Origin of the sequence: Dechloromonas sp. CZR5, assembly GCF_008711155.1 — a bacterium.
Lineage (GTDB): Bacteria > Pseudomonadota > Gammaproteobacteria > Burkholderiales > Rhodocyclaceae > Azonexus.
Window position 1 is genome coordinate 338,675 of record NZ_VUYQ01000003.1, and the last position, 25,426, is coordinate 364,100.

Here is a 25,426-nt window from a genome sequence, read left to right on the forward strand (position 1 = left end):
TTAAGCAATGCCCGCTTTCCGCCACCGAAACCTCGTTCTACTGCTTGCCACGACCCTGCTCTACATCGCGTCGCAAGCGCACATCATCGTTGTGCTGGGCCCACAAGCCGAGGATATTCTGCGTTTCCAGACAACGTTCTCTCCCTCTTCGTTCTGGCAGATCGTCGACGCCTGGGGAGCGGAAGGCAAGGCGCGCTACCTTGCCCATTTCCCTTACGATGCGCTGCACGCGCTGATCTACGGCGTACTCGGCCTGGTCATCACCATCTGCACGCCACTCTTCGGTTCGGCGTGGCACTGGCCCCGGCGACTGGCCGTTGCCGCGTTGCCGGTCGCGGCGTTGTGCGACCTCGTCGAAAATTACGGTCACGAAACCTTGCTGCGCGACGGCCCCGGTGTCGATCCAGGTCTCATACCATTGGCGGCCGCCTTCGCCTCGGCAAAATGGCTCATCGTCGCGCTGTTTGCCTGCGCCGTCGCCGCCGCCACGCTACGCCGGCTTTGGCGTCGCCCCTGACCCGGCATCCGTTGAAACAGCTTGCAACAATTTGGAACAGCCTGGAAATAGCTGAATTACATGTTTGCGCTCTAATGGTTTCCAGCGCGGGACATTCCGCCAGTGATCATCAAGGAGAAAAACATGTTGAAGCACAATAAACTTCGTATCGCTGCCCTAATCATCGGTGCCGGCGCCATTGCCGTCTCCGCTCCGAGCTTTGCCCAACGCGGCGGCTGCATGGGCGACGGCCCGATGGGTGGCAAGTTTGCCCAAGGGCAAGCCGGCGAACGCATGAAGCAGCATCAACAACAGTTGCACGATGCCCTGAAATTGACGCCGCAACAGGAAGGTGCCTGGACCAAATTTCAGGAATCCCACCCCTTCGCCGGCAACGCCAATCGCCCTGATCCGGGCGACATGGCCAAGCTGACCGCGCCGGAACGCGCCGAGAAGATGCTGGAGTTCCAAAAGCAGCATCAGGAGGCCATGGGCAAGCACGTCAATGCCATGAAGGACTTCTACGCCCAGCTGACGCCGGAACAGAAGAAGGTTTTCGACGAGCACAGCATGATGGGCAAGCGCGGCCAACGCGATGGTATGCGTGGCGGCATGCGCGGCCCCGGCCCGCAAGGACCGGCCAACCCGCCACCGGCGAACTGATGCCCGGCGACGGTTCGGCGCACCGGGTTTGACGCGACTGGATTCGCGACGGCACCGGCCGGCCATGCCGCAAGGCGTGCGCCGGCCTTTTCATGCCAGGCCCGATGCGCTACCGGCGAAAACGCCAACCCGATGGAACGTCTCGGGGGCATGGCGCTCCAAGTTCGTTCACGATTCCCTTACCCCGCACCATTCGCGCCGCCCGCTTATCCCCCTGAAGTGGATTCGTCGCTTCCCATCGCACAGCCACCCCAAACGACAAAAATCCCATGTCCATCCCCCAGCAAGCGATTTCTCAGCCGTCTGACACACGTCCTGCCCTGCCGGGCCGCCTGCGCCGCGCGCTCTGGCGGATTCTGCCGCTGCTCGGCTTGCTGCATGCCTACATCGGCTGGCGTCTGCTCCCGGCGCTGGACCTCACCGCCACCGGCTGGGTGCTGGCTTTGGCCGTGCTGGCCGCTTCAAGCTGCCTCGTGCCCTTTGGCCTCCTGGCCCGCCATGTCGTTTCCCGTCAGGTGACTGCCGACCAGCTCGCCTGGCTGGGTGGTCTCGCCATGGGCTACTTTTCGTCGATACTGGTGTTGACGGTATTGCGCGACCTGTCGCTGCTCTTCTTTCATCAATCCGGCTGGGCGTCGGCCAGCGCACTCGGGGTCATCGGACTGGCGAGCTTCTTTACGCTTGCAGGCTACGCCAACGCCCGCAAGGTGGCACGCGTCGTCGAAATCGACATCCCGCTGGCCGACCTGCCGCCGGCACTGGAAGGATTCACCATCGTCCAGCTCAGCGACATCCACGTCGGGCCGACCATCAAGCAGGACTACGTGCAGGCCATCGTCAACCGGGTCAATGGGCTCGACGCCGATCTGGTCGCCATTACCGGCGACGTGGTCGATGGCGATGTCCAGCAGCTGCGTCCTCACACCGCACCGCTCGGCAGCCTGCGCAGCCGACACGGCAGCTATTGGGTCACCGGCAACCACGAGTACTACTCGGGGGCTGCGGCGTGGATACGCGAATTCGAACGGATCGGATTGCACGGCCTGCATAACCGGCATGTGGTCATTGAACATGGCGGCGCCCGTTTCGTGCTGGCCGGCGTCACCGACTATACGGCCGGCGCCTTCGATGCCGCGCTGGCCAGCGACCCGGCCGCCGCGCTGGCAGGCAGCCCGCCCGGTCTGCCGCGCATCCTGCTCGCCCACCAGCCCCGCTCGGCAACGGCTGCCGCCGCGGCCGGCTTCGATTTGCAGCTTTCCGGCCATACCCATGGCGGTCAGTTCTGGCCCTGGAACCACTTCGTGCCCATGCAGCAGCCCTTTACCGCCGGACTGCACCGACTCGGCCGGCTGGCGATCTATACCAGCCGTGGCACCGGCTACTGGGGCCCGCCCAAGCGCTTTGGCGCCCCGTCGGAAATCACCGTGCTGCGTCTCGTCGCCGCCCGCTGAAATCCCGGAAATACATAAGCACGCAACACGGATACGATTCGTCACCATTCCATTCCGAGGTCATCCGCCGGCAGGCGCTAGAATGGCGCCTTTCGCCATTTTTACCGATTCATCGTGTCTATACGTCCCTTCTGGAAACGCCCCCTGCCCTTTGCCGCGCTGATCGGCTGTCTGCTGATGCTGTCGGGCTGCATCAGCCTGGGCAGCAAACCGCCAGCCCAACCGGTTGCGGTGGCCAAGCCGAAAATCGGCCTGGCTCTGGGTGGAGGGGCAGCGCGCGGTTTTGCCCATATCGGCGTGATCAAGATGCTGGAGTCGCACGGCATCTATCCGGACTACGTGGTCGGCACCAGCGCCGGTGCGGTCGTCGGTTCGCTCTATGCAGCCGGCTACGACGCCTATGCCATGCAGAAAATCGCCCAGCAGCTCGATGAAAAGATCTTCGCCGACTGGACACTGGGCGGGCGCGGGCTGCTCAAGGGCGAGGCGTTGCAGGAATTCATCAACCTGCACCTCAACAAACGCCCGATCGAACGCCTGAACCGTCCGTTCGCCACGGTAGCAACCGACCTCAACACGGGCGAGCGTGTCGTTTTCCGGTCTGGCGACACCGGCATGGCGGTACGCGCCTCGGCGGCCGTACCCGGCGTCTTCCAGCCGACGCAGTTTCGCGGCCACAGCTATGTCGATGGCGGCCTGACCAGCCCGGTGCCGGTGCAAGCCGCCCGCGAAATGGGGGCCGACATCGTCATCGCCGTCGATATTTCAGCCAGGCCCGATGGCCAGCCGACCGACAGCCTGACCGGCATCATGTGGCAGACGACGACCATCATGGGCGGCGCCATCGCGGCCAACGAGCTCAAGGGTGCCGACTTCGTCATCCGTCCCAAGCTGCCCTATGTCAAATCCTGGGATTTCACGGCCCGCAACGACGCCATGCTCGAAGGCGAACGGGCGGCCCAGGCCGCATTGCCCGCCATCAAGCAGAAACTGGTGCGCTGACGGCAGCGTGTCCCCAAAGCGTCACGAATTTCTGCCAGAATTCATCCTTTAGACTCAACCGCGGATTCACCATGACCTACAAAGTCTTTGTCGATGGCCAGGAAGGCACCACCGGCCTGCAGATCAACGAATACCTCGCCCAGCGCAGCGATGTCGAAGTCCTCAAGATCGACGCCGACAAGCGCAAGGATCTGGCCGAGCGCAAGCGCCTGATCAATGCCTCCGACGTGACTTTCCTGTGCCTGCCGGACGAGGCGGCCAAGGAATCGGTGTCGCTGGTCGACAACCAGAATACCTGCGTGATCGACGCCTCGACCGCGCACCGCGTCAACCCGGCCTGGACCTTCGGCCTGCCGGAACTGGCCAAGGACCAGCGCGCAAAGATCAAGGCCGCCAAGCGCATTGCCAATCCGGGCTGCCACGCCACCGCCTTCATCCTCGCCCTGCGCCCGCTGGTCGAGGCCGGCCTGCTGCCGGCCGCCACGCAGATCGCCGCCAATTCCATCACCGGTTACTCCGGTGGCGGCAAGTCGATGATCGCCGACTACGTGGCTGCTGCCAACGACGCGGCCCGCCTCAAGGCACCGCGCCCCTATGCGCTGGCCCTGGCCCACAAGCACCTGCCGGAAATGCAGGCCTATACCGGTCTCACTGTCGCCCCGATCTTCCAGCCCATCGTCGGACCGTTCTACAAGGGCCTGGCCGTCACCGCCTACCTGCAGCCGCAGCAATTCAGCCGCAAGGCCTCGCCGGCCGACGTGCAGAAGATCATTGCCGACTATTACGCCGGCGAACGCTTCATCAACGTGCTGCCGGTCGACCTGAACGCCACCACCGAAGGCGGTTTTTACAACGTCGAAGCCAACAACGACACCAACCGCGTCGATATCGCCGTCTTCGGCAACGATGAGCGCATGCTGCTCGTCGCCCGACTGGACAACCTCGGCAAGGGTGCCTCCGGTGCCGCCGTCCAGGCCATGAACCTACATCTCGGTGTCGAGGAAACGCTCGGCCTGATCTGATCGAGCCGGCTTCAGACAAGAAAATGGCGGCCAGTCGGCCGCCATTTTCATTCTGGCTGTTGCTATCGCACGTTACGCAGGCCATCCGCGTAATCGCGCACGTATTGCAGGCTGGCCTGGTCCAGCACTTGGGCGATGCGCTCGCTGCTCGTCGCAACGTTGAGGGCCGATCTGTCCTCCTTGCGGTCGCCCTTGCCCAGGTCGGCGATGGCTCCATCGAAGAATATCCACTGGTTTCGCGCCAGCCCGATCGATTCCCGGCTGGCCGATGAATTTTCCCGCGCCGCATCCAGCTCCTGCAGGCCACTGGCGAACTCCTTGCGGGCCTGCTCGATATCGACCAGAACGCCTTGCGACCGGTTTCCGCCATAAGCCTGCAGGTAAAGACGAGCCAGGCGTTGCGACAACATGTTGAGACGCGACGAGAGGTCCAGCAGGCGGCCGACCGGCGTTTCGCCCTCACCTTCGATCTGCATCGCCAGTTTGCCGGCATGCACCATCAATTCGTCGGCAATCTGGTTGACCCGCTCGCTGGCCGCGGTATCCGGGGTTTGCTTCAGGGCGACGCGCATTTCCTGCCACAGCGCTTCGCTGCGCGCATGGTTGCGCTGGCTGCTCTGTTTTTTGGCATAGCGCGCCAGGCGGCCAAATTCGGCATCGACTTCGCCGACCGAGGCGTCGATTTGTTGTCTGGCCGCACCGGATTTGAGCCCCATACCGGCTTGCAGGTAGAGCTTGGCCAGCCGTTGCGACTGCATGCGCAGGCGGCCGGCGCTGGCAATATCCTGGGCAAGCTGCCCGGAATCGGCCCCTTTGGTGACGGCAGCCGGCTGGGCCAGGGCATGAACGGCAGGCCCCGTCATCGCCAACGACGCAGACAGGACAAGGGAAACGGTAAAACGGGAAAAAACGGATCGGTGCATCTTGAACGGCGACGTTGGTAAACAAGGCGCGTATTGAAGCACCTCAATGTTTCACGGCTTTGACATGCCATCCGCCTCGCCTATCATTCGCCCACTCGCATCGCATCGACAGGACAACACGGTGACCCCGCCCTTCCGGAACTTTCTCCTTCGCCTCTCCCTCGCGGCCGCCGCCGGCCTTGCCTGCACGCAGGCAAGTGCCCAGTCCGTCCTGCTCAACCATCAAACCGCCACCTACGGCAATCCATGGCCGAGCGGCACGACCGGCCCGAGCGCCCGCACGCTCAACAGCAAGACGCTGGTCACCTTCAACAGCCTGCCGGCGCAGGGCGACTTCGAGGTTCTCGGCCGCATCGAAGTCTATTCGCGCTGGTTCGGCAGCACCCGCAAGGCGATGACCCTGCTCGGCGAAAAAGCCCGCAGCATGGGGGCCAATGCCGTCGTCGAAACCGGCGTCTGGCAGGCCCCGGCCTTCCCGGCCACCGTGGCGCCACACGGCACCGGCATTGCGGTGCGCATCAACGACTACCAGCTTCTCGAAAAGCTGGCCGACTCATCCAGCACATGGGAGTAAAAATGGCTTACGTCATCGGACACATCACCGTCAAAGACCCGGCCAAATGGGCCGAATACCGCGCCAATGTACCGGCCACCCTCGCGCCCTGGCAGGCCGAGCTGGTCTTTCGCGGCGAAAAACTGGCTGTGCTAGGCGGCGAACACCGGCATACCGATACGGTCGTCATCCGCTTTCCCGACGAAGCTGCCGTCGACGGCTGGTACAACTCGCCGGCTTACCAGGCGCTGATTCCACTCCGCCAGGAAGCGGCCGATCTCGATCTGATCAGTTTCGCCGAAAGTTGAGATACATGCCTTTTGTCATATTGAACATTGCCGCCTGAATTGCTAGGTTTCCGGCTCCCCCCCTTCCGGAGCGTTGCATGCCGGAAGAAATTCAGCGACATCGTTTCAATACCAATGGGAAAGCAATCAATGCTCCGCCGCCACTTTCGCATGATCGCCGCCACAGCCGGTCTGGCTCTGTTCAGTGTTCAGGTCCCGGCCCAGACACCCCAGGATGCCCCCACGGGGAATGCCGCGACAGCGGACAAGATCCTGATCACCTATAACGCACTTCCCGAGACCGGAAATTTCGAAGTCATCGGGCCGATTTACGCCACCAAGCGCTGGTTTGGCGGAGCCGAAGCCGTGACCAGGTCGCTGGGCGAACAAGCGAGGGCACTTGGCGCCAACGCCGTCGTTGATTTCAAGGTCTGGTGGGCTCCCGCCTTTCCGGTTCCTGCCGCCCCTCATGGCAAGGGAATCGCCGTCAAGGTAAATGACACGGCCTTGCTGAAAAGCCTGGTCGACGAGGCCAGTTCCTGGGAGTAGCCATTGCGTTGATCCGGCTGGCTGAGCACATGTAACAAAAAGCCATGCCGGGAAATGGCATGATGTCGGCAAACAGCCTTCGTGCAAGGAGCCACAACATGCCCCAGCCGCCTGAATCCCGCCCGATCAGCCTCGCCCTGCAAGGCGGCGGCGCGCATGGCGCTTTCACCTGGGGGGTGCTAGACGCCCTGCTCGAAGACCCGCGTTTCACCTTCGAAGGCGTCAGCGGCACCAGTGCCGGGGCGATGAACGCCCTGTGCCTGGCGCACGGCCTGATGACCGGCGGCCGAGAAGGTGCCCGGGAAACCCTGCGCGCGTTCTGGAGCGGCATTGCCGACCTCGCGCCCTTGCCCACCCCGAGCGGCTCCCCGGGCGCCATCTCGCCGGCGCTCAAGATGATGTTGCAATGGACGAACTACCTCAGTCCGGAGCAGATCAATCCCTTCGACCTGAACCCCCTGCGCGACCTGCTCGCCTCCCGCTTCGATTTCGAGCGCCTGCGCCGAGACAGCCCGGTCAAGCTGTTCATCGCCACCACCCATGCCAACTCCGGCAAGCTGCGCATGTTCGGCAATCCCGAACTGTCGGCCGATGTCTTTCTCGCCTCCGCCTGCCTGCCGACCATCCACCGGACCATCGTGATCGACGGCGAGCCCTATTGGGACGGCGGCTACAGCGCCAATCCGGCGGTTTTCCCGCTGTTCTACGACTGTCGTACACCGGACATCCTGCTCGTCCTGCTTACGCCGCTGCGTTACGCCGAAACGCCGGAAAGCGCCGAGGACATCCGCACCCGGCTGCGCGAACTGTCGTTCAACTCGACCTTCCTGCGCGAAATGCGGATGTTCACCCATCTGTACGAACACATCGCCATCCCCAAGCTACCCGCCTGGCTGCTCGACAAGCTGCCTGTCGCCCGTTTCGAACGCCGGCTGGCCGGCTTGCGCTTCCATGCCATCAGCGCCGAACACGTCCTCGGCGAAATGCCGTCGGACAGCAAGCTGGCGGTCAGTCATGCCTTCTTCGAAGACCTGTTCGCCGTCGGCCGGGCTCATGCCCGACGCTGGCTCGACCTGCATGGCACGGAGGTCGGCCGCAAACCCAGCCTCGACCTGGGCACGCTTTTTTATTGACCGTCGGCGGGCCGGAGACGGGTAAACTCCCGCCTCATGACCCTCGCCACACCCCGCATCCTCAGCGTCATCCCGCCGATGACGCAACTGAACACCCCCTACCCGGCTACCGCCTACCTGACCGGCTTCCTGCGCGAACGCGGCTTTCACGCCGAACAGGCCGACCTCGCGCTGGCCCTGGTGCTCGAGTTGCTCTCGAAGGAAGGGCTGCCCGCCATTCGCGATGCCGCCGAGACGATACCGCCGAAAAAACGCTCGAAAACGCTGAAGCATTTCCTCAACCAGTTCGACCGTTACCTCACGGCCATCGGCCCGGCCATTGCGTTGCTTCAAGGGCGCGACGGATCGATCGCCCACCGCATCTGCTCGCGCACCTTCCTGCCCGAAGGACCGCGTTTCGCGGCACTCGACAACTATGCCGACGACGAAGGCGGCGACCCGCTGGCCTGGGCCTTCGGCGCCCTTGGCGTGCAGGACCGGGCGCGCCATCTCGCCACGCTGTTCCTCAACGATCTGGCCGACGTGCTGCGCGAAGCGGTCGACACCCGCTTCGAGTTCGTCCGCTACGGTGAGACGCTGGCCCAGAGCCAGGCCAGCTTCAACCCGCTGGCGGCCGCACTGGATGCCCCGCCCACCCTGGTCGACACCACGCTTCAGAAGCTGACGCTGGAAACCGTCGAGCGCAGCCGGCCGGACGTCGTGCTGCTCTCCGTTCCCTTCCCCGGCACGGTTTACGCCGCCTTCTGCATTGCCCGCGCCATCAAGGCGCGATACCCGGCCATCGTCACCGTCCTTGGCGGCGGCTACGTCAACACCGAACTGCGCGAACTGGCCGAGCCACGCGTCTTCGACTATTTCGACTACGTCACGCTGGACGATGGCGAAAAACCCCTGCTCGCGCTGTTCGAACACCTCGCCGGCCGGCGCCCGCGGCTCAACCTGGTGCGCACCTTCGCCCGTGTCGAGGGCGCCGTGCGCTACTACAACAGCCAGGAGCCGGACATTCCCTTCGAAGAGGTCGGCACGCCGACCTGGGACGGCCTGCCGCTCGACCGCTACCTTTCGCTGCTCGACATGCTCAACCCCATGCATCGCCTGTGGTCTGACGGACACTGGAACAAGCTCACCGTCGCCCATGGCTGCTACTGGAAGAAATGCAGCTTCTGCGACGTCAGCCTCGACTACATCGGCCGCTACGATGCGGCCAGCGCCAGAACCCTGGTTGACCGCATCGAACGCATCGTCGAGGAGACCGGCCACACCGGCTTCCATTTCGTCGATGAAGCCGCGCCGCCCAAGGGCCTGCGCGCCATGGCCGAGGAACTGCAGCGGCGCAACCTGGCCATCTCGTGGTGGGGCAACATCCGCTTCGAAAAATCCTTCACGCCGGAACTCTGCCTGCAACTGGCCGACAGCGGCTGCATCGCCGTCTCCGGCGGCCTCGAAGTCGCCTCCGACCGCTTGCTGGCGCTGATGAAGAAAGGCGTTTCGGTCGATCAGGTCGCCCGCGTCACCCGTGCCTTTACCGATGCCGGAATACTGGTGCATGCCTACCTGATGTACGGCTTCCCTACCCAGACCTTGCACGACACTGTCGACGCGCTCGAATACGTCCGCCAGCTATTCGCGGAAAACTGCATCCAGTCGGGCTTTTTCCACCGCTTCGCCTGTACGGTTCATTCACCCGTCGGCCGTAATCCGGCCGAATACGGCATCAAGCTGCAACCGCTACCGCCCGGCAAGTTCGCCAGGAACGACGTGCATTTCATCGACCCCACCGGCGTCGACCACGACCGCCTCGGCAAGGCATTGAACAAGGCGCTGTACAACTACATGCACGGCATCTGCCTCGATCAGGACGTGCGCAGCTGGTTCGACGACCGCGTGCCCAAGCCGCGCGTCGGCCGCAACTTCATCGCCAAGGCGCTCGGCGCCAGCTACGGCTGATGCAAATGCGCGACAACATGCCGTCAAACCAACGGGGCATTCGGGTTGCCTTGCTCTTTGCATTGGCAGCGTACCGGCTCCAAGGGTATTACGAGCATGGACAATGGCTCACCGACGCCCAAGGTGGCACCTTGGCTTCAGAATGGTTAGAACGGTCTAAAATCAGCATGCCATTCGATGAACGTCGCCGGTTATCCTCGCTCAGTGACCAATTTGCCCGAGACATCGCCAGCCAGCTTTCCAGGGAAGCAGGCCTTTACACTGCGCACGAAATGATGGAGGCACTAGATCCGATTTATTATTCGGAGATCGCGGAATCACTACTTGATGCGTGCAAGCGCATCCTCGATGAGCAGATCACCTCATCATAAAAAAGAAGTGGCTTCGGCCTCACCGGGCATGCCATACCACTACAACAGAGGGAAGACTGCCTCTCGTATCAAGCGCTACTCAAACCCCACCAGACATCACGGCATCATTCGCCTATTGGCAATATTCGTCGATATAAGTCGTATTGCCAATCTTGTACCACGATTGTTGACGCCGACATGACGAAGCCTCCATCTGACGTTGTGCTTCCAGTTCTGCTTGTTGGCGGGCAATAAACTCTTTCATCCTCTTGGCCAGGACTTCCTTGAGCGCTGGAGAGTTCAATCCCGAGGCATCCCAGAAAAACCGGGACTCATGCACCTGACCAGAGGATTTGCTGGCAAAAGTTTCCGTATACATGCCCAGATGGTAATCCGTAATCGTCCGACTTTCGGAAAACGAGCAACGTTGCTGATTTTGCTCGGGTTTGCACACAAGGTTATTCACACCGGTTTCTATTTTTCCGGCCTTCACTTCTCCAAAAAATGGAATCTGGGCATGATAAATAAATGACTCTTGGCCGGTTCTTTCAATTCGGAAGTTACGGAATTGCCGGTTGATTTCAGCATCATATGCACTGAACAACCTCCCGACCTCCTCCTTCGTCGGTGCAACGTTCTGCGCCGCGTTTTGGACATACTTCTTCTTGGCGAGTATTTCCATTTGAGCCTGCTCGGCTTCTCGGCGCTTCCTGGTCTCTTCGCGCTCACGGGTTTCTTGCGCGATCAAGGCATTACTTTGCTGCTGCAGGCCTTGCGCGAGTAAGGCATCCTGTGCAGCCAAGTCCTTAAGAAAAACAGTACTCAATTGGTCTCGATAGACGCTTTGCAACTCCGTCGTACTTCTCGCCGATTTTATCGCCTTCAATATCGCGCCACGGTTGGACTCCAGAATCTGTTTTGCCATCGGTTCGTACTGGCTTTTTACTGCCAAAGCAACCGCATCCGCCTTTTCAGTTGACTGGCCGCGCTGAGCACACGCGAAAACATGCGTGAATCGAAATTTATCGAATCGATTCAACAAACCCAAGGAAATGGCCGACACCGGAAATTTCTGGAGCCGCGAAAAAGCATCCTGATAAAAGTGCATCAATGCCAGAACATATTCGCCTTCTCGAGCCTTTAGCGCGTCATCTTGTGACTGAAGAACCTGAGCGTTGTACATCAGGTCCTCCTGCATCTTCGAATAATTGGGCAATTTGCCGTTGATCTCGTCTGCAGTTGCCATTCCGGATCGACCTCCGCCACTGGAAGGCTTCAACGAATCTTGAATGATCTGCCGTAACGGCTTGGACTGCGTCACGGACGTATTCCGTTGCTGCACGCCGGACGGACGTGGTTGTGCAGCTTCGCCGCGACCATCGACACGCGTCCCTGTCACCTTCTTTAGTTGCGCTTCGTTCCGAGTCTTTTCGAATTGCCAAAGATGTCGAGCATATGCCACCTGCCCGCCGGTTTGCATGATTTGATTAAAACGCTGCTCATCCGTCAGAAGGAGACCCTGATCATCAACAAGGCCAATCTTCGTGCTCGAAGAACAATTTGTGCTTAGTTCGCCGCGCTCCTTGAATGGCGGAGCCGAGGTGCGTGGGTTTAGCAGTGGGTCAAGCTTCTTGCTCGGACTATCGTAAACGACATTGGCATACGATCCCGGCACGTAGACCTCACGCAGCGCTGCACTGGAAGTCTGTTCGCGATCAGCGTGTCCGGAAGCGCCCCGGTCACGATCAACAGGCGAGTGTGATGTGCAACCGGATGCCAAGAAAACGGCCACCAAGACAATACTGACGCCATGTCGCAAAAGCTGCACCTGATTACCAATGCCTAGCCTATAACTGTTAAATCGCATAGTTATTGTCGCGGGAAGGATTATTTTGAATTATGCCACCCAGCATAAGCCAAAACAAAGCGTGGGTCGATTTGGTAACACCCGACTGCGTCGGCTTGGCCCACTAAGCCACACAATCCGCACCGTCAACCAAAATGGATGAAGGATCAACAATGCCGCTAGTACAGCAATTCATCCAAGCAGCAGACGTATGTCGGCAGCGATGTCCGCCGCGTTCTGCTCGTCCTTGACGTAAAGGCGCAGCCGCCCTGCCGGATCGAATACATAGCATCCGGTGCTGTGATCGATGACATAGCCCATGCTCCCCTCCACCGGACGCCGGATGGCGGTGGCGCGGAATTCGGCGAGCAGCTGCCGGGTCTCCTCCGGCGTACCGCGCAGGGCAACGAAATCCGGATGGAACCAGGGAATGAATTCGCGCAGGCGTTCCGCCGTGTCGCGTTCCGGGTCGACCGTCACGAACAGCACCTGAACGCTGGCCGCCTGCGGGCCGAGTAATTTCATCGTCTCGGCCAGCCGGGCCAAGGTCGTCGGGCAGATGTCCGGGCAGGAGGCGTAGCCAAAGAAAAGGATGACTGCCTTGCCGCGAAAATCGGCCAGCGTACGGCGCCGTCCGGCCGCGTCGTCGAGCGCGAAGTCGCGACCGAAGCTGGCCCCGGTCAGGTCGGTCGCCTTGAAGGCTGGCGGCGCCGCAGGCTTGCAGGCGGCCAGGAAGGCAGCGACGAACGGCAAAGCGAAAAATTGGCGACGGCGCATGAAATTTTATTGAACTTACCGGATGCGGCCCATTCTGATCGTCTGTCAGGCTTCTCACAAGGGGAGGGAACAGGATGTCTATCCGTGTGCCTGCAAGCCGCACAGCGGCTGCGCCAATGGCCGGCCGCCTGCGTACTTGGGCGTCTTTGCTGCCTGTCGCCAGCGCCCTGCCGGCCCGTGATGCGGTCGCCGCCTTCAGCTTCAACTTCCCCGAACCGGTCACCCCCATCGCCCGCGAAACGCTGGCGATCCATAACGAGTTCATGCTGATCATCACGATCCTGTTCGTGCTGGTCTTCGCGATCATGGTCTATTCCATGATGAACCACCGCAAGCGTCCCGGTTACGAGGCCGCGACCTTCACGGCGCCGACCAGCCGACTGCAGTGGTTCTGGGCGCTGCTGCCGTTTGCCATCCTGCTCTTCATCGACTTCATCCTGATGGGTATCCCGGCCGTCAATGCCATCATCGAGATGGAAGACACCAAGACCAAGGCCGACATGGTGCTCAAGGTCACCGGCATGCAATGGAAGTGGCAGTACGAATACCCGGAATCCGGGGTCAAGTTCGTCAGCACACTGGCCACGCCGCGCGACCAGATCAACAACGCCGAGGCCAAGGGCGAGCATTACCTGCTGGAGGTCGACAACCCGGTCTTCCTGCCCGTCGGCAAGAAGGTCCGCATCCTGCTCACCTCGACCGACGTCATCCACACCTGGTGGGTACCGCAATTCGGCGTCAAGCGTGACGCCATCCCCGGTTTCCTGCGCGAAACCTGGGTCAAGATCGAGAAACCCGGCATCTACCGCGGCCAGTGCGCCGAGCTGTGCGGCAAGGACCACGGTTTCATGCCTGTGGTCGTCCACGCCGTGCCCGAAGCCGAGTTCATCGCCTGGCAGGATGCCCAGAAGGCCAGGATCGCCGCCGCGGCAAGCAGTTCCGAGCGAACCTGGAGCAAGGACGAGCTGATGGCCGCCGGCAAGGATGTCTATGGCAAGCAATGCGCCGTGTGCCACCAACCCGAAGGCCAGGGGCTGCCGCCCGCCTTCCCGGCGCTGGCCGGCAGCAAGGTGGTCAATACGCCGCTGCTTTCGGCCGACGGCAAGATGGTCCCCGACGGCCATGTCGACCGGGTCATGAACGGCAAGGCCGGCACGCCGATGCAGGCTTTCCGCAACACCCTGTCCGACGCCGACCTCGCCGCCGTCATCACTTTCGAGCGGAACAGCTTCGGGAACCAGCGCGGCGACATGATCCAGCCCGCCCAGATCAAGGCCCTGCGCCAGGAGGGAAGCAAGCCATGACAGCCATCGCCCACCCCAGCGGACATCATGAGGAACATTATCCCGGCGGCCTGCTGCGCTGGCTGACGACGACCAATCACAAGGACATCGGCACGATGTACATGACCTTCGCGCTGGTCATGTTCTTCGTCGGCGGGTTGATGATCCTCGCCGTGCGCGCCGAACTGTTCCAGCCCGGCCTGCAGTTGATGCAGCCCGAGTTCTTCAACCAGCTGATCGGCGTGCACGCACTGGTCATGATCTTCGCGGCGCTGATGCCGGCCGCCACGGGTTTCGCCAACTGGATGATTCCGCTGATGATCGGTGCCCCGGACATGGCCCTGCCGCGCCTGAACAACTGGGGATTCTGGCTGCTGCCGCCGGCCGCCATCCTGCTTACCCTGCCCTTCATGCTGGCCTTGTTCGGCATCGGCGACGGCGCCATCGCCACCGGCTGGACCTTCTATGCCCCGCTCTCGGTACAGGGCGGCATGGGTATCGATTTCGCCATCCTCGCCGTCCATATCCTCGGTATCTCGTCGATCATGGGGTCGATCAACATCATCGTCACCATCTTCAACATGCGGGCGCCCGGCATGACCATGATGAAGCTGCCGCTCTTCGCCTGGGGCTGGCTGATCACCGCCTTCCTGCTCATCGCCACGCTGCCGGTACTGGCCGGTGCGGTGACCATGCTGCTGACCGACCGGCATTTCGGCACGCATTTCTTCAATGCCGCCGGCGGGGGCGACCCCATCCTGTTCCAGCACCTCTTCTGGTTCTTCGGCCATCCCGAGGTCTACATCCTGCTGCTGCCGGTGTGGGGCCTGATGCCGCACGTGATCTCGGCCTTCTCGCGCAAGCCGACCTACGGCTACACGGCGCAGGTCTACAGCTTCATCGCCATCGGTCTCCTCTCGGTGGTGGTCTGGGCCCATCATTTCTTCACGGCCGGCATGCCGGTCCCGGCGCTGATCTATTTCATGTTCAGCACGATGTCGATTTCGATCCCGCTCGCCGTACTCTTCTTCTGCTGGATCGCCACCATGTGGCGCGGGGCCATGACCTTCGAGACACCGATGCTGTTTGCCGTGGGCTTCATCGTCCTCTTCGGCATCGCCGGGCTGACCGGTCTGGTGCTGGCCGACGTGGCCGCCGACGCCCAGTACCATCACAGCTACTTCGTCGTCGCCCACTTCCACTACGCGCTGTTCGCCGGCGGCATCATGGGGGTGATGACCGGCGTCTATTACTGGCTGCCGAAATGGACCGGTCACATGTACAGCGAAAAGCTGGGCAAGCTGCATTTCTGGCTCACCGTCGTCGCCTTCAACCTGACCTTCATCCCGCAGTTCTTCCTCGGCCTGGCCGGCATGCCGCGCCGCATTCCCGACTACGCGCTCCAGTTCGCCGAGTTCAACGCCATTTCGACGGTGGGCGCCTTCATCCTCGGCTTGTCGCAACTGCTCTTTGCCTGGAACATCTGGGCCTGCGTACGCGGCGGCCCCAAGGCCGAGGCCCGCGCCTGGGAAGGCGCGGACGGCCTGGAGTGGGAACTGCCATCGCCGCCACCCCACCACAGCTGGGAAACACCCCCGGTTATCCGTTGAGGGGCCCGTCATGGACAATGCCTTCTCGCCCGAAGATCTCGCCCGCCGGCGCAGCCGGTCCGCACGGCTGGCCTGGCTGATCGGCGGCGCGGTCCTGTTTCTCTACGTTGCCGGATTCTTCCTGCAACGCTGAAACCATGGAACAGGCGAGCCTGCCCTCCCAGGACAATAGCCGACTGATCCGCCGGCTGCTTCTGCTGGTGGCCGGCGCCTTTGTCTTCGCTTTCGCCCTGGTGCCGCTCTACGACGTGCTGTGCCGGGCTACCGGTTTCAACGGGAAGACGGCCACCGGTTTCGCTACCGGCGGCTTGCCGACCCAGGTGGCTTCGCCGGCCCAGCCGCGCGCCGCAGTCGACCGCAGCCGCCTGGTGCGCGTCGAATTCACCGGCACGGTGATGCCCGGCCTGCCCTGGGACATGCGCCCGCTGCAGTTCAGCGTCGAATTGCACCCCGGCGAGATGCAGCAGGTCAGCTACCTGGTGCGCAACCTCTCGGACAAGCCGGTCACCGGCCAGGCCGTGCCCAGTGTGTCGCCAGGCCAGGCAGCGCAACATTTCGAAAAGATCGAATGCTTCTGCTTCGAGCAGCAGACGCTGGCCCCCGGTGAGGCGCGGGAAATGCCGCTCGCCTTCATCGTCAAACCGGAAATTGGCGCCGATATCGCCCAGATCACGCTGTCCTACGCCTTCTTCAGCCTCGACGGCCAGCGCCAGACGCTGACCCGCAATCGGGAGGAAAAATGAGCACTCCGTCTGCCCATCCGGCCCCGCACGGCCATTACTTCGTGCCGTCGCCGAGCCTGTATCCCTTCGTGCTGTCGTGCGGCATGCTCGTTCTGGCCATCGGCTTCATCCTCGGCATGCACGGCTCGGCGAGTGGAAAATGGGTGATGCTCGCCGGCTTCGGCATCATCACCGGCGTGCTCTTCGGCTGGTTCGGCCGCGTCATCGGCGAATCGCGCAGTGGGGCCTACACGGATTGGGAGGACCGTTCCTTCCGCTACGGCATGGTGTGGTTCATCGCCACCGAGGTGATGTTCTTTGCCGCCTTCTTCGGTGCATTGTTCTACATGCGCGTCCTCTCGGTCCCCGACCTCGGCAGCATGATGGAGCACCACGGCTTTTCGCTGTGGCCGGAATTCACCGGCAGCTGGCCCAGTAGCGGACCGAAGGGACCGAACTTCACACCGATGGGGGCGTGGGGCATCCCGGCCATCAATACCGCCCTGCTCCTCAGTTCCGGCGCCACCGTCACCTGGGCGCACTGGGGGCTGCTCAAAGGCCGGCGCGGCCAGCTCAATCTCGGCCTGGCCGCCACCGTCATGCTCGGCATCTGCTTCCTGACCCTGCAGGCCTGGGAATACCACCATGCCTACACCGAACTCGGGCTGACCATGGGCGCCGGTGCCTATGGCGCAACCTTCTTCATGCTGACTGGCTTCCACGGCTTTCACGTCACGCTCGGGACGGTAATGCTGCTGGTCATCCTGATCCGTTGCCTGAAGGGCGACTTCACCCCCGAACGCCATTTCGCCTTTGAGGGCGTGGCTTGGTACTGGCACTTTGTCGATGTGGTGTGGCTACTGCTCTTCGTATTCGTTTACTGGGTGTAGCCGGCGATCAGGCCGCTACGGAATACCAGCAACAACAGGAGGAATAGACCGATGGACAAACCGATGCGCCAAGTCAGCATGCGGACCGTACGCTCCCCGGCCCCGCGCTCGCGGTAAAGCCAGTAGAGCCCGGAAAAAAGGCTGTACAAGATGCCGAACAACAGCACGACGACCAGCAGCTTGATCATGGATGCCTCCCGCAATGCGCGCGGCCAGTATGCGCCGGCGCCTGATTCGACCGCAAGCGGGGTCGCCGGTTCGCGCCGCCGTACTGCGGTGATCGGCGCTATTGTGCTGGCCGTGTTGCTACCGACGTTCATATCGCTCGGCCTGTGGCAATGGAACAAGGCGGAGGCCAAGCAGGCCCTGCAGGCCGAGCGCGACCGGCGCGGCAATGCCACGCCCATTCCGCTCCCAGCCGACCCGATGACTGTCGACAAGCTGCGTAATCGCCACCTGACCGTGCGCGGCACCTACGACGCCCGGCATCAGGTCCTGATCGACAACCGCCTGCACGAGGGCGTTGCCGGCTACCATGTCGTCACGCCGCTGCGCCTGGCCGACAGCGACCGCTACGTATTGATCAACCGCGGCTGGCTTCCCGCCCCGGCCGATCATCGAGAACAACCGGCCGCCCCGGTCCCGACGGGCGAGATCGAACTTTCCGGCATCGCCGTCCCTCCCCCGGAACGCTTCTTCAACCTGGCCGAGCAACCGGCCAGCGGCTGGGAACCGGTCTGGCAGAACCTCGACCTCAAACGCTTCCGCGGCCTCCTGCCCGGCTATCTTCACGAGGTCGTCATCCAGCTCGACCCGCAGGAACCGGCTGGCTTCAATCGCGAATGGCCGCGCCCGGACGAACGCATCGAACGCCATCGCAGCTATGCCCTGCAATGGTTTGGTTTTGCCATCGCCAGCGTCGGTATCTGGCTGTTCCTGCTATTCCGGCGGCCATGAACGCGCTTGCCCACCCCGCCTCGCCGCCCAGCCATTGGCGCCTGTTCCTGCTGGTCGGCACCCTGTTCGCCCTGCCCTTTGCTGTCGCTGCCGGTCTGTTCTTCGGCGGCTGGCACCCCGAAAAAACCGCCAACCGCGGCACCCTGGTCATGCCGCCGCTGCCTCTGCCGCTCGCTGATCTCAAACCGACTTTCGATCCGCAAGGCCGCTGGCTGCTGGTGCTCAATGCCGGCGATGAATGTTCGGCCGACTGCCTGCGGCGGATTGACGAACTGCGACGTGTTCAGGTCTCGCTGTACAAGGAAATGAACCGTGTCCGCCGGCTCGTGCTGGTCGATAACCCGTTTTCGGCTGAGCTTGCCGCACTGGCACGCCAGCAGCCCGACCTGCTGATCGCGCGCCAGCCTGAAAGCTGGGGAAGGCTGTCCGCCATCCATGTCCTCGACCCGCAGGGAAGACTGGTCCTCGATTACGCCACCGATGCCCCGCCCCGCGATATCCGCAGCGATCTCGAACGCCTGCTCAAGGCAGGCCGAAACTAGTGGTCTGCCCCACAGATAACAAAACATGAAAACTCGTCTTTGCCCCGCTGGCGTTGTTGCTCATCCTCGCAATAGCTTCGGCTATTGCTGCGGTTCGCGCCTATCCAGCAGGGCAAATCCTTCGCTTTCATTTTGTTCCGCCATCTGCGGGGCAGACCACTAGGAGAATTGCCATGCAAGTCATGTCAGCCCCCCGTCTGTCGCTTGGCCAACGCCTGATCGCCTTCTCGCATCTGTGCAAGCCCCGGGTGAATAGCCTGATCGTCTTCACCGCCATGATCGGCATGTGCCTGGCCAGCCGCGAGTTTCCGCCCCTGCTCCGCTTCCTGGTCGCGTCGCTCGGCATCGCGCTGGTCTCTTTCGCTGCAGCAGCCCTTAATTGCCTAGTCGAACGCACCGTCGATGCGCGCATGGCCCGCACCCGCTGGCGGGCAACGGCGCGCGGCGACATCTCGCCCGGCGAAACGGTCACCCTTGCCACCCTGCTCGGCGGAGCCGGCCTGTGGCTGCTGCACCACTACATCAACGACCTGACCATGTGGCTGACCCTGGCGACCTTTGTCGGCTACACGGTGATCTACACGCTGATCCTCAAGCCGGCGACGCCGATGAATATCGTCATCGGCGGCGCATCCGGTGCCATGCCACCGCTGCTGGGCTGGACGGCAATGACCGGCTCGGTGGCTGCCGAACCGCTGGTGATGTTCCTGATCATCTTCCTGTGGACACCACCGCACTTCTGGGCGCTGGCCTGCTACCGCCGCGACGACTACGCCCGTTCCGGCCTACCCATGCTGCCGGTGACGCACGGCCTGGCCTGCACCTGCCAGCAAATCCTCGGCTACACGGTAATGCTGTCGGCAGCCAGCCTGATCCCGGTGTCGCTGGGCATGAGCGGTGGCTTCTACCTGGCAGCCATCGCGGTGCTCGACCTGATCTTCATCGGCCACGCCATCGGGCTCTGCCGCAACTACAGCGATGCCCGCGCCCGCGCCTGTTTCCGCTATTCCATCCTCTACCTGACCCTGCTCTTCGCCGCCCTGTTCGCCGACCGGCTGCTCACCTGAACGATGAACCGCAAGCTGCTCGCCCTCACCACCCTGCTCGCCCTGTTCGTGATCGGTCTGGGTGCCTATGTCCGCCTATCCGATGCCGGCCTCGGCTGCCCTGACTGGCCCGGCTGCTACGGCCACTACATCGGCGTACCGAGCACGCCCGACGAGCAGGCTGCGGCACAAGCCACCTACCCGGTACGCGAGGTGCATGCCGGCAAGGCCTGGAAGGAAATGGTGCATCGCTATGCCGCTGGCAGCCTGGGCCTGCTGATCCTGGCCCTCTGCCTGCAATCCTGGTGCAGAGAAGCCCGGAAAACCGCCTCACCGCTCCTGCCGACACTGTTGCTCGCCCTTGTCTGTATCCAGGCTGCACTCGGCATGTGGACCGTCACCCTGCTGCTGAAGCCGGTCATCGTCTCCCTGCATCTGCTGGGCGGCATGTGCACCCTGGCCATGCTGCTGGCGCTGCTCGTGCGCCAGATCATGCTGGCTCCGGAACCGGTCGCCGTCGTGCCCCCCGGGCTGCGCTGGCTGGCTGGCCTCGCGCTGGCCGCCGTCTTCGGCCAGATAGCCCTCGGCGGCTGGGTAAGCAGCAATTACGCTGCGCTGGCCTGCACCGCCTTCCCCAACTGCATCGACGGCAGCACCCCATCGATGGACTTCCGCCACGCCTTTACCGTTTTCCGCGAACTGGGCGAAACCGCCGATGGCCAGCCGCTCCCCGGTGAAGCGCTGATCGCCATCCACTGGCTGCATCGCCTCGGCGCCCTGATCGTCGCCGCCCTGATCGCCGGCCTCGCCTGGCGGCTGCTGCGCCAATCCGGCCTGCGCCGCTGGGGACAGGGATTGCTTGCCGTGCTGGCCCTGCAACTGGGTCTTGGCATCGCCAACGTGCTCGCCGCCTTGCCGCTTGCCATTGCTGTCGCCCACACCCTCGGCGCCGCGCTGCTGCTCGGCACGACGCTGGTTGTCAATCTGAAATTGGCCAGCGCAAGCCGGCGGGCAATCGTTTCCACAGGCCAAAGCATCCCCGTGGCAGAACAGGGAGCCGCCACATTGCGGCGCTCGGCGACCCTCCTGATCAAATGAGAGAAGCTGCTCGCTAGCTGCTACCGGCCCGGATGGCTGTCCACAAAAAAAGACCCGCGACGAGCGGGTCTTCCTTATCCGGTCGCCCGGAGCAGGCGAGCCTTACAGCAGGTCGGCCGGAATGTTGCCGCCATTGGCGGCCAGTTTCTGCAGAACGGTCTTGTGCAGCCACATGTTCATCTGCGCGGAGTCGCCCATCTTTTCCGCCGGGCAGGCCAACTCGCTGGCCAATTCCTTGCGGGCAGCCAGGCTGCTGTCCAGACCGAGCAGCTTGAGAAGATCGACGATCGACACCTTCCAGTTCAGCTTCTCGGGATGAGCGCTGGCCAGGGACTCCATTTGCGCCATGACATCGACCACACTGATCGCAACGGGGGCGGCCGGTGCGCTGGCCTGACTTTCAGCCGTCGGTGCCGCCTCAACGGTGGCCGCCTTGTCTTCCCCACCAAAACCCAGCTTTGCCAGAATGCTACTGAAGATTCCCATATCGACTCCTCTCGTTGAATGTCGCGCCGCGACACGATGAATGAATATCGATGGTAGCCGGCTCATGTTGCCGATAGTGTGAATATTCTTTAAGCGATCTTTACAAAACCATGCGAAATACCCACTTCCTGGCACCTGGCATGACAAGCAGGCCAGCGAAGCGATTTCGGCAAGCAGCCGGGATACATCCACTGAACGACGCCGACAATCCCTGCTGACTGCCGTCGGTCATGATAAATTCGCACCCGACCGAAAATTGACCCCAACGCTGCAATGAACGACCAATTCGACCTCTTTTCCGCCGAAGCCAAAGCGAACGCCGAAGCACAACCCGCGACCACTGCGGAAACTGCGCCGCCTGCCGCGGAAGAACTTGCTACCGAACCGGTAGCCACCCCGGCCGAGCATGCAGGCGAAGACGACATCCTGTCCGCCGGCGAGCCGCCCGAACTGCCGCCAGCCGCCAGCGGCCCGGCCGACGACATTCCGCCGCCGGCCGACTACGCCGCCCGCCGCTATCTCGAATACGCGATGAGCGTCGTCACCGGCCGTGCCCTGCCCTCGGTGGCCGACGGCCAGAAGCCGGTGCAGCGCCGCATCCTGTACGCCATGCACCGCATGGGCCTGTACCGCAGCCCCAAGCACGTCAAGTCGGCGCGCGTTGTCGGTGACGTGATCGGCAAATACCACCCGCACGGCGACTCCTCCGTTTACGACGCCATGGTCCGCATGGCCCAGGACTGGAGCCTGCGCTACCCCATCGTCGACGGCCAGGGCAATTTCGGCTCGCGCGACGGCGACAACGCCGCCGCCATGCGTTACACGGAAGCCCGGCTGACCCCCATCGCCGAACTGCTGCTCGCCGAACTCGACGAAGGCACGGTGGACTGGAAGCCGAACTACGATGGCGTCAACGACGAACCCTGCCTGCTCCCCGCCCGCCTGCCCTTCTGCCTGCTCAACGGCGCCTCGGGCATCGCGGTCGGCATGGCAACCGAAATCCCGGCCCACAACCTGCGCGAAGTGGCCCACGCCGCCGTCAATCTGATCCGCAATCCCGAAACCAGCGAGGACGACGTGCTGGCCATGATCCCTGGCCCCGATTATCCGGGCGGCGCGCAGATCATTTCGTCACCCGAGGAAATCGCTGCTACCTACCGCAGCGGCCGCGGCAGCCTGCGCGTGCGCGCCAAGTGGAAGATCGAACCGCTGGCCCGCGGCCAGTGGCGTCTGGTCATCACCGAACTGCCGCCGGGCGTATCGACCGCCACGGTCATGTCGGAAATCGAAGCCTGCTCCAACCCGGTAGCCAAGGAAAAGGCCGGAAAAAAGGTCTTCACGCCGGAACAGCTCAACCTCAAGGCCGCCTTCCTTTCCGCCATTTCGGAATCCGGCGTGCGCGACGAATCGGGCAAGGAACACGACGTGCGCCTGGTCATCGAACCGGCCTCGTCGCGACAGGGCCAGGACGACCTGGTCCGCCTGCTGCTCGCCCACACCAGCCTGGAAACCAACGCCTCGATCAATCTGACGGTGCTCGGCGTCGCCGGGGCGCCGCGCCAAGCCTCGCTGTATTCGATCATCGCCGAGTGGTGCCGCTTCCGGCTGACCACCGTCGAGCGCCGCACGCGGCATCGCCTGAGCGCTGCCGAAAAGCGCATCCACATCCTCGAAGGCCGGCAGGCCATCCTGCTCGACATCGACAAGGTCATCAAGGTCATCCGCGAATCGGACGATCCCAAGGCCGACCTGATCGCCCACTTCAAGCTCTCCGACATCCAGGCCGAAGACATCCTGGAAATCCGCCTGCGCCAGTTGGCCCGCCTCGAAGGCATCAAGATCGGCGAGGAACTGGCCAAGCTGCGCGACGAAGCGGCCGGCCTGAACAAGCTGCTCGACTCCAAAGAAGCCCTGCGCGCCTGCGTCGCCACTGAAATTGAGGCCGACGCCAAGAAATACGGCGACGACCGCCGCACGCTGATCGAAGCCGATGCCAAGGTCACGCTGTCCGACACCAAGAGCTTGTCAATTCCCGACGAACCGACCACGCTGATCGTTTCCAAACACGGCTGGCTACGCTCGCGCTCGGGCCACAACATCGACCCGACGCAACTCACCTTCCGCTCCGGCGACAGCCTGCTCGCCTGCATCCCGTGCCGCACCGTCGATGCGCTGATCATCCTCGACCACCTCGGCCGCGCCTACTCCATCCCCGCCGCCGACATTCCCGGCGGCAAGGGCGACGGCGTGCCGGCCACCTCGCTGGTCGAGTTCCAGGATGGCGGGAAACTGAGCCTGGCGCACGCGGTAGCCAACGACAAGCTCTATCTGGTCGCCGGCGACGGCGGTTACGGTTTCCGCGCCAAGGGCGAAGACTTCCTGTCGCGCGGCAAGGCTGGCAAGGCCTTCCTGACCTTGGGCGAAGGGGAATCCCCAGCCATTTTCCAGTCGGCGCCGCTTGCCGGCGAGATCGCCTGCCTTACGCGCGATGGCCGTGCCCTGGTTTTTGCGATCGACGAAGTCCGCCTGCTGGCCAAGGGGCGCGGCCTGAAGTTGATCGACGCCGATCCGGGGAAAACGGCGCTGGAGGAAATCATTCCGGTCGTTGACGGCGTCGCCGGCAAGCTCAAGGGCGAACGCCTGGAAACCTGTCGCGGAAACCGGGGCGGCAAGGGCAAACCAGTGCGCGCGCCGCGCAAGTAACGGCAATTGGTGCCGGTGTTAGCAATACGAAAAATGCCTGAGGTCATCGTAACTAAATGCTGACTCACTTGGCGGTTCGGGAAGCTGCTACCGGCCACAACCGGTCATTAAGAATTTGTCCCGACAGCAGACAGCCCCTTCCTGATATCCGTATTACTGGAGTTGTTATACGGACCAACCTTAGGCCGCTTCTTTGCCCCATGCGCAATTCCGGAAGCATAATGGCATGTATATAAATTCATATACGGACCAAGCGGGTCGGTTTAAGAACTGTTACCCCTAAAGCATCAGGACGATAGAACATGGTTTTTCGAAACGCCCTTCAAGGATTTTTTTGGGCGCTTATGCTAAGCGCTTGCACAAGCACCACGCTGAATCCTAATGTTCTTACCGACTTTACGAAACTAATATCAGATAGTGAGTCGTCGGTGTTGATTCAAGCAAGCAATGCTGCTCGTCATCCGGCACACTTGAAACCTTTTTTATTACACCGTGCCGCAGTAATTGCTCAAGCGCGCAACATGCCATTCATTCGTATTACGAATGCTACTGCTTGGTATGGTGGTGGACCGGGACAGGTTTGGTACGCACGTGCGGAAGTAGATTTATTAAAACACCTAGAACTTGGTAATCCATCATCCCAATACTCGGTCAGCCAAATATTAGATAGCCCGCTGTTTTCATCAGCACACAACGAAAATATAGGTACTGGCCGAATTGTCGGTAGTAGCTTTACTGAAGTCGACGGTACTTTTCATTGGGTTCAGCCAATATTTATCGATACAGTTTCATCTGAGGTAGGGATAAGCAATCTCTACAACAGAGAGATTTTTGTTGAACCTCGTTCGCACGAATTTCTCGTTGTCGTCAGAATAGTTCGGCATCTATTTGGAGGGTATAGAGACGTCGTAGTGCCAGTAGCTGCAAAAATCGAGAGAAACACCCTGTATAAACTACAGTCGCGAATCGAATCGAAGATTCTTAAGGTCTGGCTAGACGACCCCAATAGACCAAACGAACGTATTTCGCTTTCTGAGACCTTCTTGATAGGAAAATAATTGCAGACAGCTTTGTCGTTAGGAGGTTAATT

The 25,426-nt window shown here is 62.1% G+C and carries 27 protein-coding genes; 22 read left to right on the forward strand and 5 right to left on the reverse strand.

What is annotated here, in order from left to right:
* Nucleotides 1-7: 7 nt before the first annotated feature.
* The 5 genes from F1002_RS10475 (at nt 8) to argC (ending at nt 4,634) form a co-directional block, all read left to right on the forward strand.
* The gene (locus F1002_RS10475; RefSeq protein ID WP_150428976.1) at nt 8-517 is read left to right on the forward strand and encodes a hypothetical protein; all 510 of its coding nucleotides are present in this window, start codon (nt 8-10) and stop codon (nt 515-517) included.
* Between the two features lie 123 nt (nt 518-640).
* The gene (locus tag F1002_RS10480) at nt 641-1,159 is read left to right on the forward strand and encodes a Spy/CpxP family protein refolding chaperone (protein ID WP_150428977.1); all 519 of its coding nucleotides are present in this window, start codon (nt 641-643) and stop codon (nt 1,157-1,159) included.
* A 269-nt stretch (nt 1,160-1,428) separates the two neighbouring features.
* Complete coding sequence (locus tag F1002_RS10485) at nt 1,429-2,610, forward strand: metallophosphoesterase (RefSeq protein WP_150428978.1); 1,182 nt, start codon at nt 1,429-1,431, stop codon at nt 2,608-2,610.
* Between the two features lie 114 nt (nt 2,611-2,724).
* Entirely contained in the window at nt 2,725-3,612 is an 888-nt protein-coding gene (locus F1002_RS10490; RefSeq protein ID WP_223879544.1) for a patatin-like phospholipase family protein, read from the forward strand.
* 71 nt (nt 3,613-3,683) lie between these two features.
* Complete coding sequence (argC, locus tag F1002_RS10495) at nt 3,684-4,634, forward strand: N-acetyl-gamma-glutamyl-phosphate reductase (RefSeq protein ID WP_150428979.1); 951 nt, start codon at nt 3,684-3,686, stop codon at nt 4,632-4,634.
* Between the two features lie 62 nt (nt 4,635-4,696).
* Here the strand turns inward: argC and F1002_RS10500 are convergent, their stop codons facing one another.
* Nucleotides 4,697-5,557, reverse strand: coding sequence for a type IV pili methyl-accepting chemotaxis transducer N-terminal domain-containing protein (locus tag F1002_RS10500; protein WP_150428980.1), 861 nt, complete (start codon nt 5,555-5,557; stop codon nt 4,697-4,699).
* A 121-nt stretch (nt 5,558-5,678) separates the two neighbouring features.
* On the opposite strand from F1002_RS10500, the gene F1002_RS10505 reads away from it, so the two are divergent.
* The 6 genes from F1002_RS10505 to F1002_RS10530 all read left to right on the forward strand — a co-directional run bounded on the left by F1002_RS10505 (nt 5,679) and on the right by F1002_RS10530 (nt 10,397).
* Nucleotides 5,679-6,131, forward strand: a complete 453-nt coding sequence (locus F1002_RS10505) for a hypothetical protein (protein WP_150428981.1) — start codon at nt 5,679-5,681, stop codon at nt 6,129-6,131.
* Nucleotides 6,132-6,133: 2 nt separating this feature from the next.
* Entirely contained in the window at nt 6,134-6,418 is a 285-nt protein-coding gene (locus tag F1002_RS10510; RefSeq protein ID WP_223879545.1) for a DUF1330 domain-containing protein, read from the forward strand.
* A gap of 129 nt (nt 6,419-6,547) precedes the next feature.
* On the forward strand, nt 6,548-6,946 hold the full coding sequence (locus F1002_RS10515; RefSeq protein WP_150428983.1) for a hypothetical protein: 399 nt from the start codon (nt 6,548-6,550) through the stop codon (nt 6,944-6,946).
* 98 nt (nt 6,947-7,044) lie between these two features.
* Nucleotides 7,045-8,079: a patatin-like phospholipase family protein gene (locus tag F1002_RS10520; RefSeq protein WP_150428984.1), complete on the forward strand. Its 1,035-nt coding sequence runs from the start codon at nt 7,045-7,047 to the stop codon at nt 8,077-8,079.
* A gap of 36 nt (nt 8,080-8,115) precedes the next feature.
* Nucleotides 8,116-10,026 carry a radical SAM protein gene (locus F1002_RS10525; RefSeq protein ID WP_150428985.1) on the forward strand — a complete coding sequence of 637 codons (1,911 nt, stop codon included), beginning with the start codon at nt 8,116-8,118 and terminating at the stop codon, nt 10,024-10,026.
* A gap of 5 nt (nt 10,027-10,031) precedes the next feature.
* Complete coding sequence (locus tag F1002_RS10530) at nt 10,032-10,397, forward strand: hypothetical protein (protein ID WP_150428986.1); 366 nt, start codon at nt 10,032-10,034, stop codon at nt 10,395-10,397.
* A gap of 112 nt (nt 10,398-10,509) precedes the next feature.
* Here the strand turns inward: F1002_RS10530 and F1002_RS10535 are convergent, their stop codons facing one another.
* Together F1002_RS10535 and F1002_RS10540 are read right to left on the reverse strand one after the other, a co-directional pair.
* Nucleotides 10,510-12,243 carry a hypothetical protein gene (locus tag F1002_RS10535; protein ID WP_150428987.1) on the reverse strand — a complete coding sequence of 578 codons (1,734 nt, stop codon included), beginning with the start codon at nt 12,241-12,243 and terminating at the stop codon, nt 10,510-10,512.
* 171 nt (nt 12,244-12,414) lie between these two features.
* Nucleotides 12,415-12,999, reverse strand: a complete 585-nt coding sequence (locus F1002_RS10540; RefSeq protein ID WP_150428988.1) for an SCO family protein — start codon at nt 12,997-12,999, stop codon at nt 12,415-12,417.
* An 86-nt stretch (nt 13,000-13,085) separates the two neighbouring features.
* Here F1002_RS10540 and coxB point away from each other — a divergent pair, with 86 nt between their 5' ends.
* Genes coxB through F1002_RS10560 form a run of 5 tightly spaced genes read left to right on the forward strand, consistent with a single transcriptional unit; the run spans nt 13,086 to nt 17,504 of the window.
* Complete coding sequence (coxB, locus tag F1002_RS10545) at nt 13,086-14,303, forward strand: cytochrome c oxidase subunit II (protein WP_223879546.1); 1,218 nt, start codon at nt 13,086-13,088, stop codon at nt 14,301-14,303.
* Nucleotides 14,300-15,892 carry a cytochrome c oxidase subunit I gene (gene ctaD / locus F1002_RS10550; protein ID WP_150428989.1) on the forward strand — a complete coding sequence of 531 codons (1,593 nt, stop codon included), beginning with the start codon at nt 14,300-14,302 and terminating at the stop codon, nt 15,890-15,892. The genes coxB and ctaD overlap by 4 nt, the downstream gene beginning before the upstream one ends.
* A gap of 10 nt (nt 15,893-15,902) precedes the next feature.
* The gene (locus tag F1002_RS21395; RefSeq protein WP_255584484.1) at nt 15,903-16,025 is read left to right on the forward strand and encodes a hypothetical protein; all 123 of its coding nucleotides are present in this window, start codon (nt 15,903-15,905) and stop codon (nt 16,023-16,025) included.
* A gap of 4 nt (nt 16,026-16,029) precedes the next feature.
* The gene (locus F1002_RS10555; protein ID WP_150428990.1) at nt 16,030-16,635 is read left to right on the forward strand and encodes a cytochrome c oxidase assembly protein; all 606 of its coding nucleotides are present in this window, start codon (nt 16,030-16,032) and stop codon (nt 16,633-16,635) included.
* Nucleotides 16,632-17,504, forward strand: coding sequence for a cytochrome c oxidase subunit 3 (locus F1002_RS10560; RefSeq protein ID WP_150428991.1), 873 nt, complete (start codon nt 16,632-16,634; stop codon nt 17,502-17,504). The genes F1002_RS10555 and F1002_RS10560 overlap by 4 nt, the downstream gene beginning before the upstream one ends.
* Here the strand turns inward: F1002_RS10560 and F1002_RS10565 are convergent.
* Entirely contained in the window at nt 17,492-17,692 is a 201-nt protein-coding gene (locus F1002_RS10565) for a twin transmembrane helix small protein (protein ID WP_150428992.1), read from the reverse strand. The genes F1002_RS10560 and F1002_RS10565 overlap by 13 nt on opposite strands.
* On the opposite strand from F1002_RS10565, the gene F1002_RS10570 reads away from it, so the two are divergent.
* The 4 genes from F1002_RS10570 (at nt 17,691) to F1002_RS10585 (ending at nt 21,147) form a co-directional block, all read left to right on the forward strand.
* Entirely contained in the window at nt 17,691-18,461 is a 771-nt protein-coding gene (locus F1002_RS10570; RefSeq protein ID WP_150428993.1) for an SURF1 family protein, read from the forward strand. The two genes, F1002_RS10565 and F1002_RS10570, sit on opposite strands and share 2 nt — an antisense overlap.
* The gene (locus F1002_RS10575; protein WP_150428994.1) at nt 18,458-19,003 is read left to right on the forward strand and encodes a hypothetical protein; all 546 of its coding nucleotides are present in this window, start codon (nt 18,458-18,460) and stop codon (nt 19,001-19,003) included. Before F1002_RS10570 ends, F1002_RS10575 begins: the two co-directional genes overlap by 4 nt.
* A 173-nt stretch (nt 19,004-19,176) precedes the next feature.
* Complete coding sequence (cyoE, locus tag F1002_RS10580) at nt 19,177-20,070, forward strand: heme o synthase (RefSeq protein ID WP_150428995.1); 894 nt, start codon at nt 19,177-19,179, stop codon at nt 20,068-20,070.
* Between the two features lie 3 nt (nt 20,071-20,073).
* Nucleotides 20,074-21,147 (forward strand): heme A synthase, encoded by a 1,074-nt coding sequence (locus F1002_RS10585; RefSeq protein ID WP_150428996.1) that lies wholly within the window; start codon nt 20,074-20,076, stop codon nt 21,145-21,147.
* A 102-nt stretch (nt 21,148-21,249) separates the two neighbouring features.
* On the opposite strand, the gene F1002_RS10590 is transcribed toward F1002_RS10585, so the two are convergent.
* A complete protein-coding gene (locus F1002_RS10590; protein ID WP_150428997.1) occupies nt 21,250-21,633 on the reverse strand; it encodes a DUF3597 domain-containing protein in 384 nt (127 codons plus the stop codon).
* A 273-nt stretch (nt 21,634-21,906) separates the two neighbouring features.
* On the opposite strand from F1002_RS10590, the gene parC reads away from it, so the two are divergent.
* Nucleotides 21,907-24,336, forward strand: a complete 2,430-nt coding sequence (gene parC, locus F1002_RS10595; protein ID WP_150428998.1) for a DNA topoisomerase IV subunit A — start codon at nt 21,907-21,909, stop codon at nt 24,334-24,336.
* A 302-nt stretch (nt 24,337-24,638) separates the two neighbouring features.
* Nucleotides 24,639-25,394, forward strand: coding sequence for a hypothetical protein (locus F1002_RS10600; RefSeq protein WP_150428999.1), 756 nt, complete (start codon nt 24,639-24,641; stop codon nt 25,392-25,394).
* The last annotated feature ends 32 nt before the right edge of the window (nt 25,395-25,426 follow it).

Coding starts and splice junctions, on each gene's coding strand:
- F1002_RS10475 (WP_150428976.1), top strand. CDS start 8: ATGCCCGCTTTCCGCCACCGAAACCTCGTTCTACTGCTTGCCACGACC.
- F1002_RS10480 (WP_150428977.1), top strand. CDS start 641: ATGTTGAAGCACAATAAACTTCGTATCGCTGCCCTAATCATCGGTGCC.
- F1002_RS10485 (WP_150428978.1), top strand. CDS start 1,429: ATGTCCATCCCCCAGCAAGCGATTTCTCAGCCGTCTGACACACGTCCT.
- argC (WP_150428979.1), top strand. CDS start 3,684: ATGACCTACAAAGTCTTTGTCGATGGCCAGGAAGGCACCACCGGCCTG.
- F1002_RS10500 (WP_150428980.1), bottom strand. CDS start 5,557: ATGCACCGATCCGTTTTTTCCCGTTTTACCGTTTCCCTTGTCCTGTCT.
- F1002_RS10510 (WP_223879545.1), top strand. CDS start 6,134: ATGGCTTACGTCATCGGACACATCACCGTCAAAGACCCGGCCAAATGG.
- F1002_RS10515 (WP_150428983.1), top strand. CDS start 6,548: ATGCTCCGCCGCCACTTTCGCATGATCGCCGCCACAGCCGGTCTGGCT.
- F1002_RS10520 (WP_150428984.1), top strand. CDS start 7,045: ATGCCCCAGCCGCCTGAATCCCGCCCGATCAGCCTCGCCCTGCAAGGC.
- F1002_RS10525 (WP_150428985.1), top strand. CDS start 8,116: ATGACCCTCGCCACACCCCGCATCCTCAGCGTCATCCCGCCGATGACG.
- F1002_RS10530 (WP_150428986.1), top strand. CDS start 10,032: ATGCGCGACAACATGCCGTCAAACCAACGGGGCATTCGGGTTGCCTTG.
- F1002_RS10535 (WP_150428987.1), bottom strand. CDS start 12,243: ATGCGATTTAACAGTTATAGGCTAGGCATTGGTAATCAGGTGCAGCTT.
- F1002_RS10540 (WP_150428988.1), bottom strand. CDS start 12,999: ATGCGCCGTCGCCAATTTTTCGCTTTGCCGTTCGTCGCTGCCTTCCTG.
- ctaD (WP_150428989.1), top strand. CDS start 14,300: ATGACAGCCATCGCCCACCCCAGCGGACATCATGAGGAACATTATCCC.
- F1002_RS21395 (WP_255584484.1), top strand. CDS start 15,903: ATGGACAATGCCTTCTCGCCCGAAGATCTCGCCCGCCGGCGCAGCCGG.
- F1002_RS10555 (WP_150428990.1), top strand. CDS start 16,030: ATGGAACAGGCGAGCCTGCCCTCCCAGGACAATAGCCGACTGATCCGC.
- F1002_RS10560 (WP_150428991.1), top strand. CDS start 16,632: ATGAGCACTCCGTCTGCCCATCCGGCCCCGCACGGCCATTACTTCGTG.
- F1002_RS10570 (WP_150428993.1), top strand. CDS start 17,691: ATGGATGCCTCCCGCAATGCGCGCGGCCAGTATGCGCCGGCGCCTGAT.
- F1002_RS10565 (WP_150428992.1), bottom strand. CDS start 17,692: ATGATCAAGCTGCTGGTCGTCGTGCTGTTGTTCGGCATCTTGTACAGC.
- F1002_RS10575 (WP_150428994.1), top strand. CDS start 18,458: ATGAACGCGCTTGCCCACCCCGCCTCGCCGCCCAGCCATTGGCGCCTG.
- cyoE (WP_150428995.1), top strand. CDS start 19,177: ATGCAAGTCATGTCAGCCCCCCGTCTGTCGCTTGGCCAACGCCTGATC.
- F1002_RS10585 (WP_150428996.1), top strand. CDS start 20,074: ATGAACCGCAAGCTGCTCGCCCTCACCACCCTGCTCGCCCTGTTCGTG.
- F1002_RS10590 (WP_150428997.1), bottom strand. CDS start 21,633: ATGGGAATCTTCAGTAGCATTCTGGCAAAGCTGGGTTTTGGTGGGGAA.
- parC (WP_150428998.1), top strand. CDS start 21,907: ATGAACGACCAATTCGACCTCTTTTCCGCCGAAGCCAAAGCGAACGCC.
- F1002_RS10600 (WP_150428999.1), top strand. CDS start 24,639: ATGGTTTTTCGAAACGCCCTTCAAGGATTTTTTTGGGCGCTTATGCTA.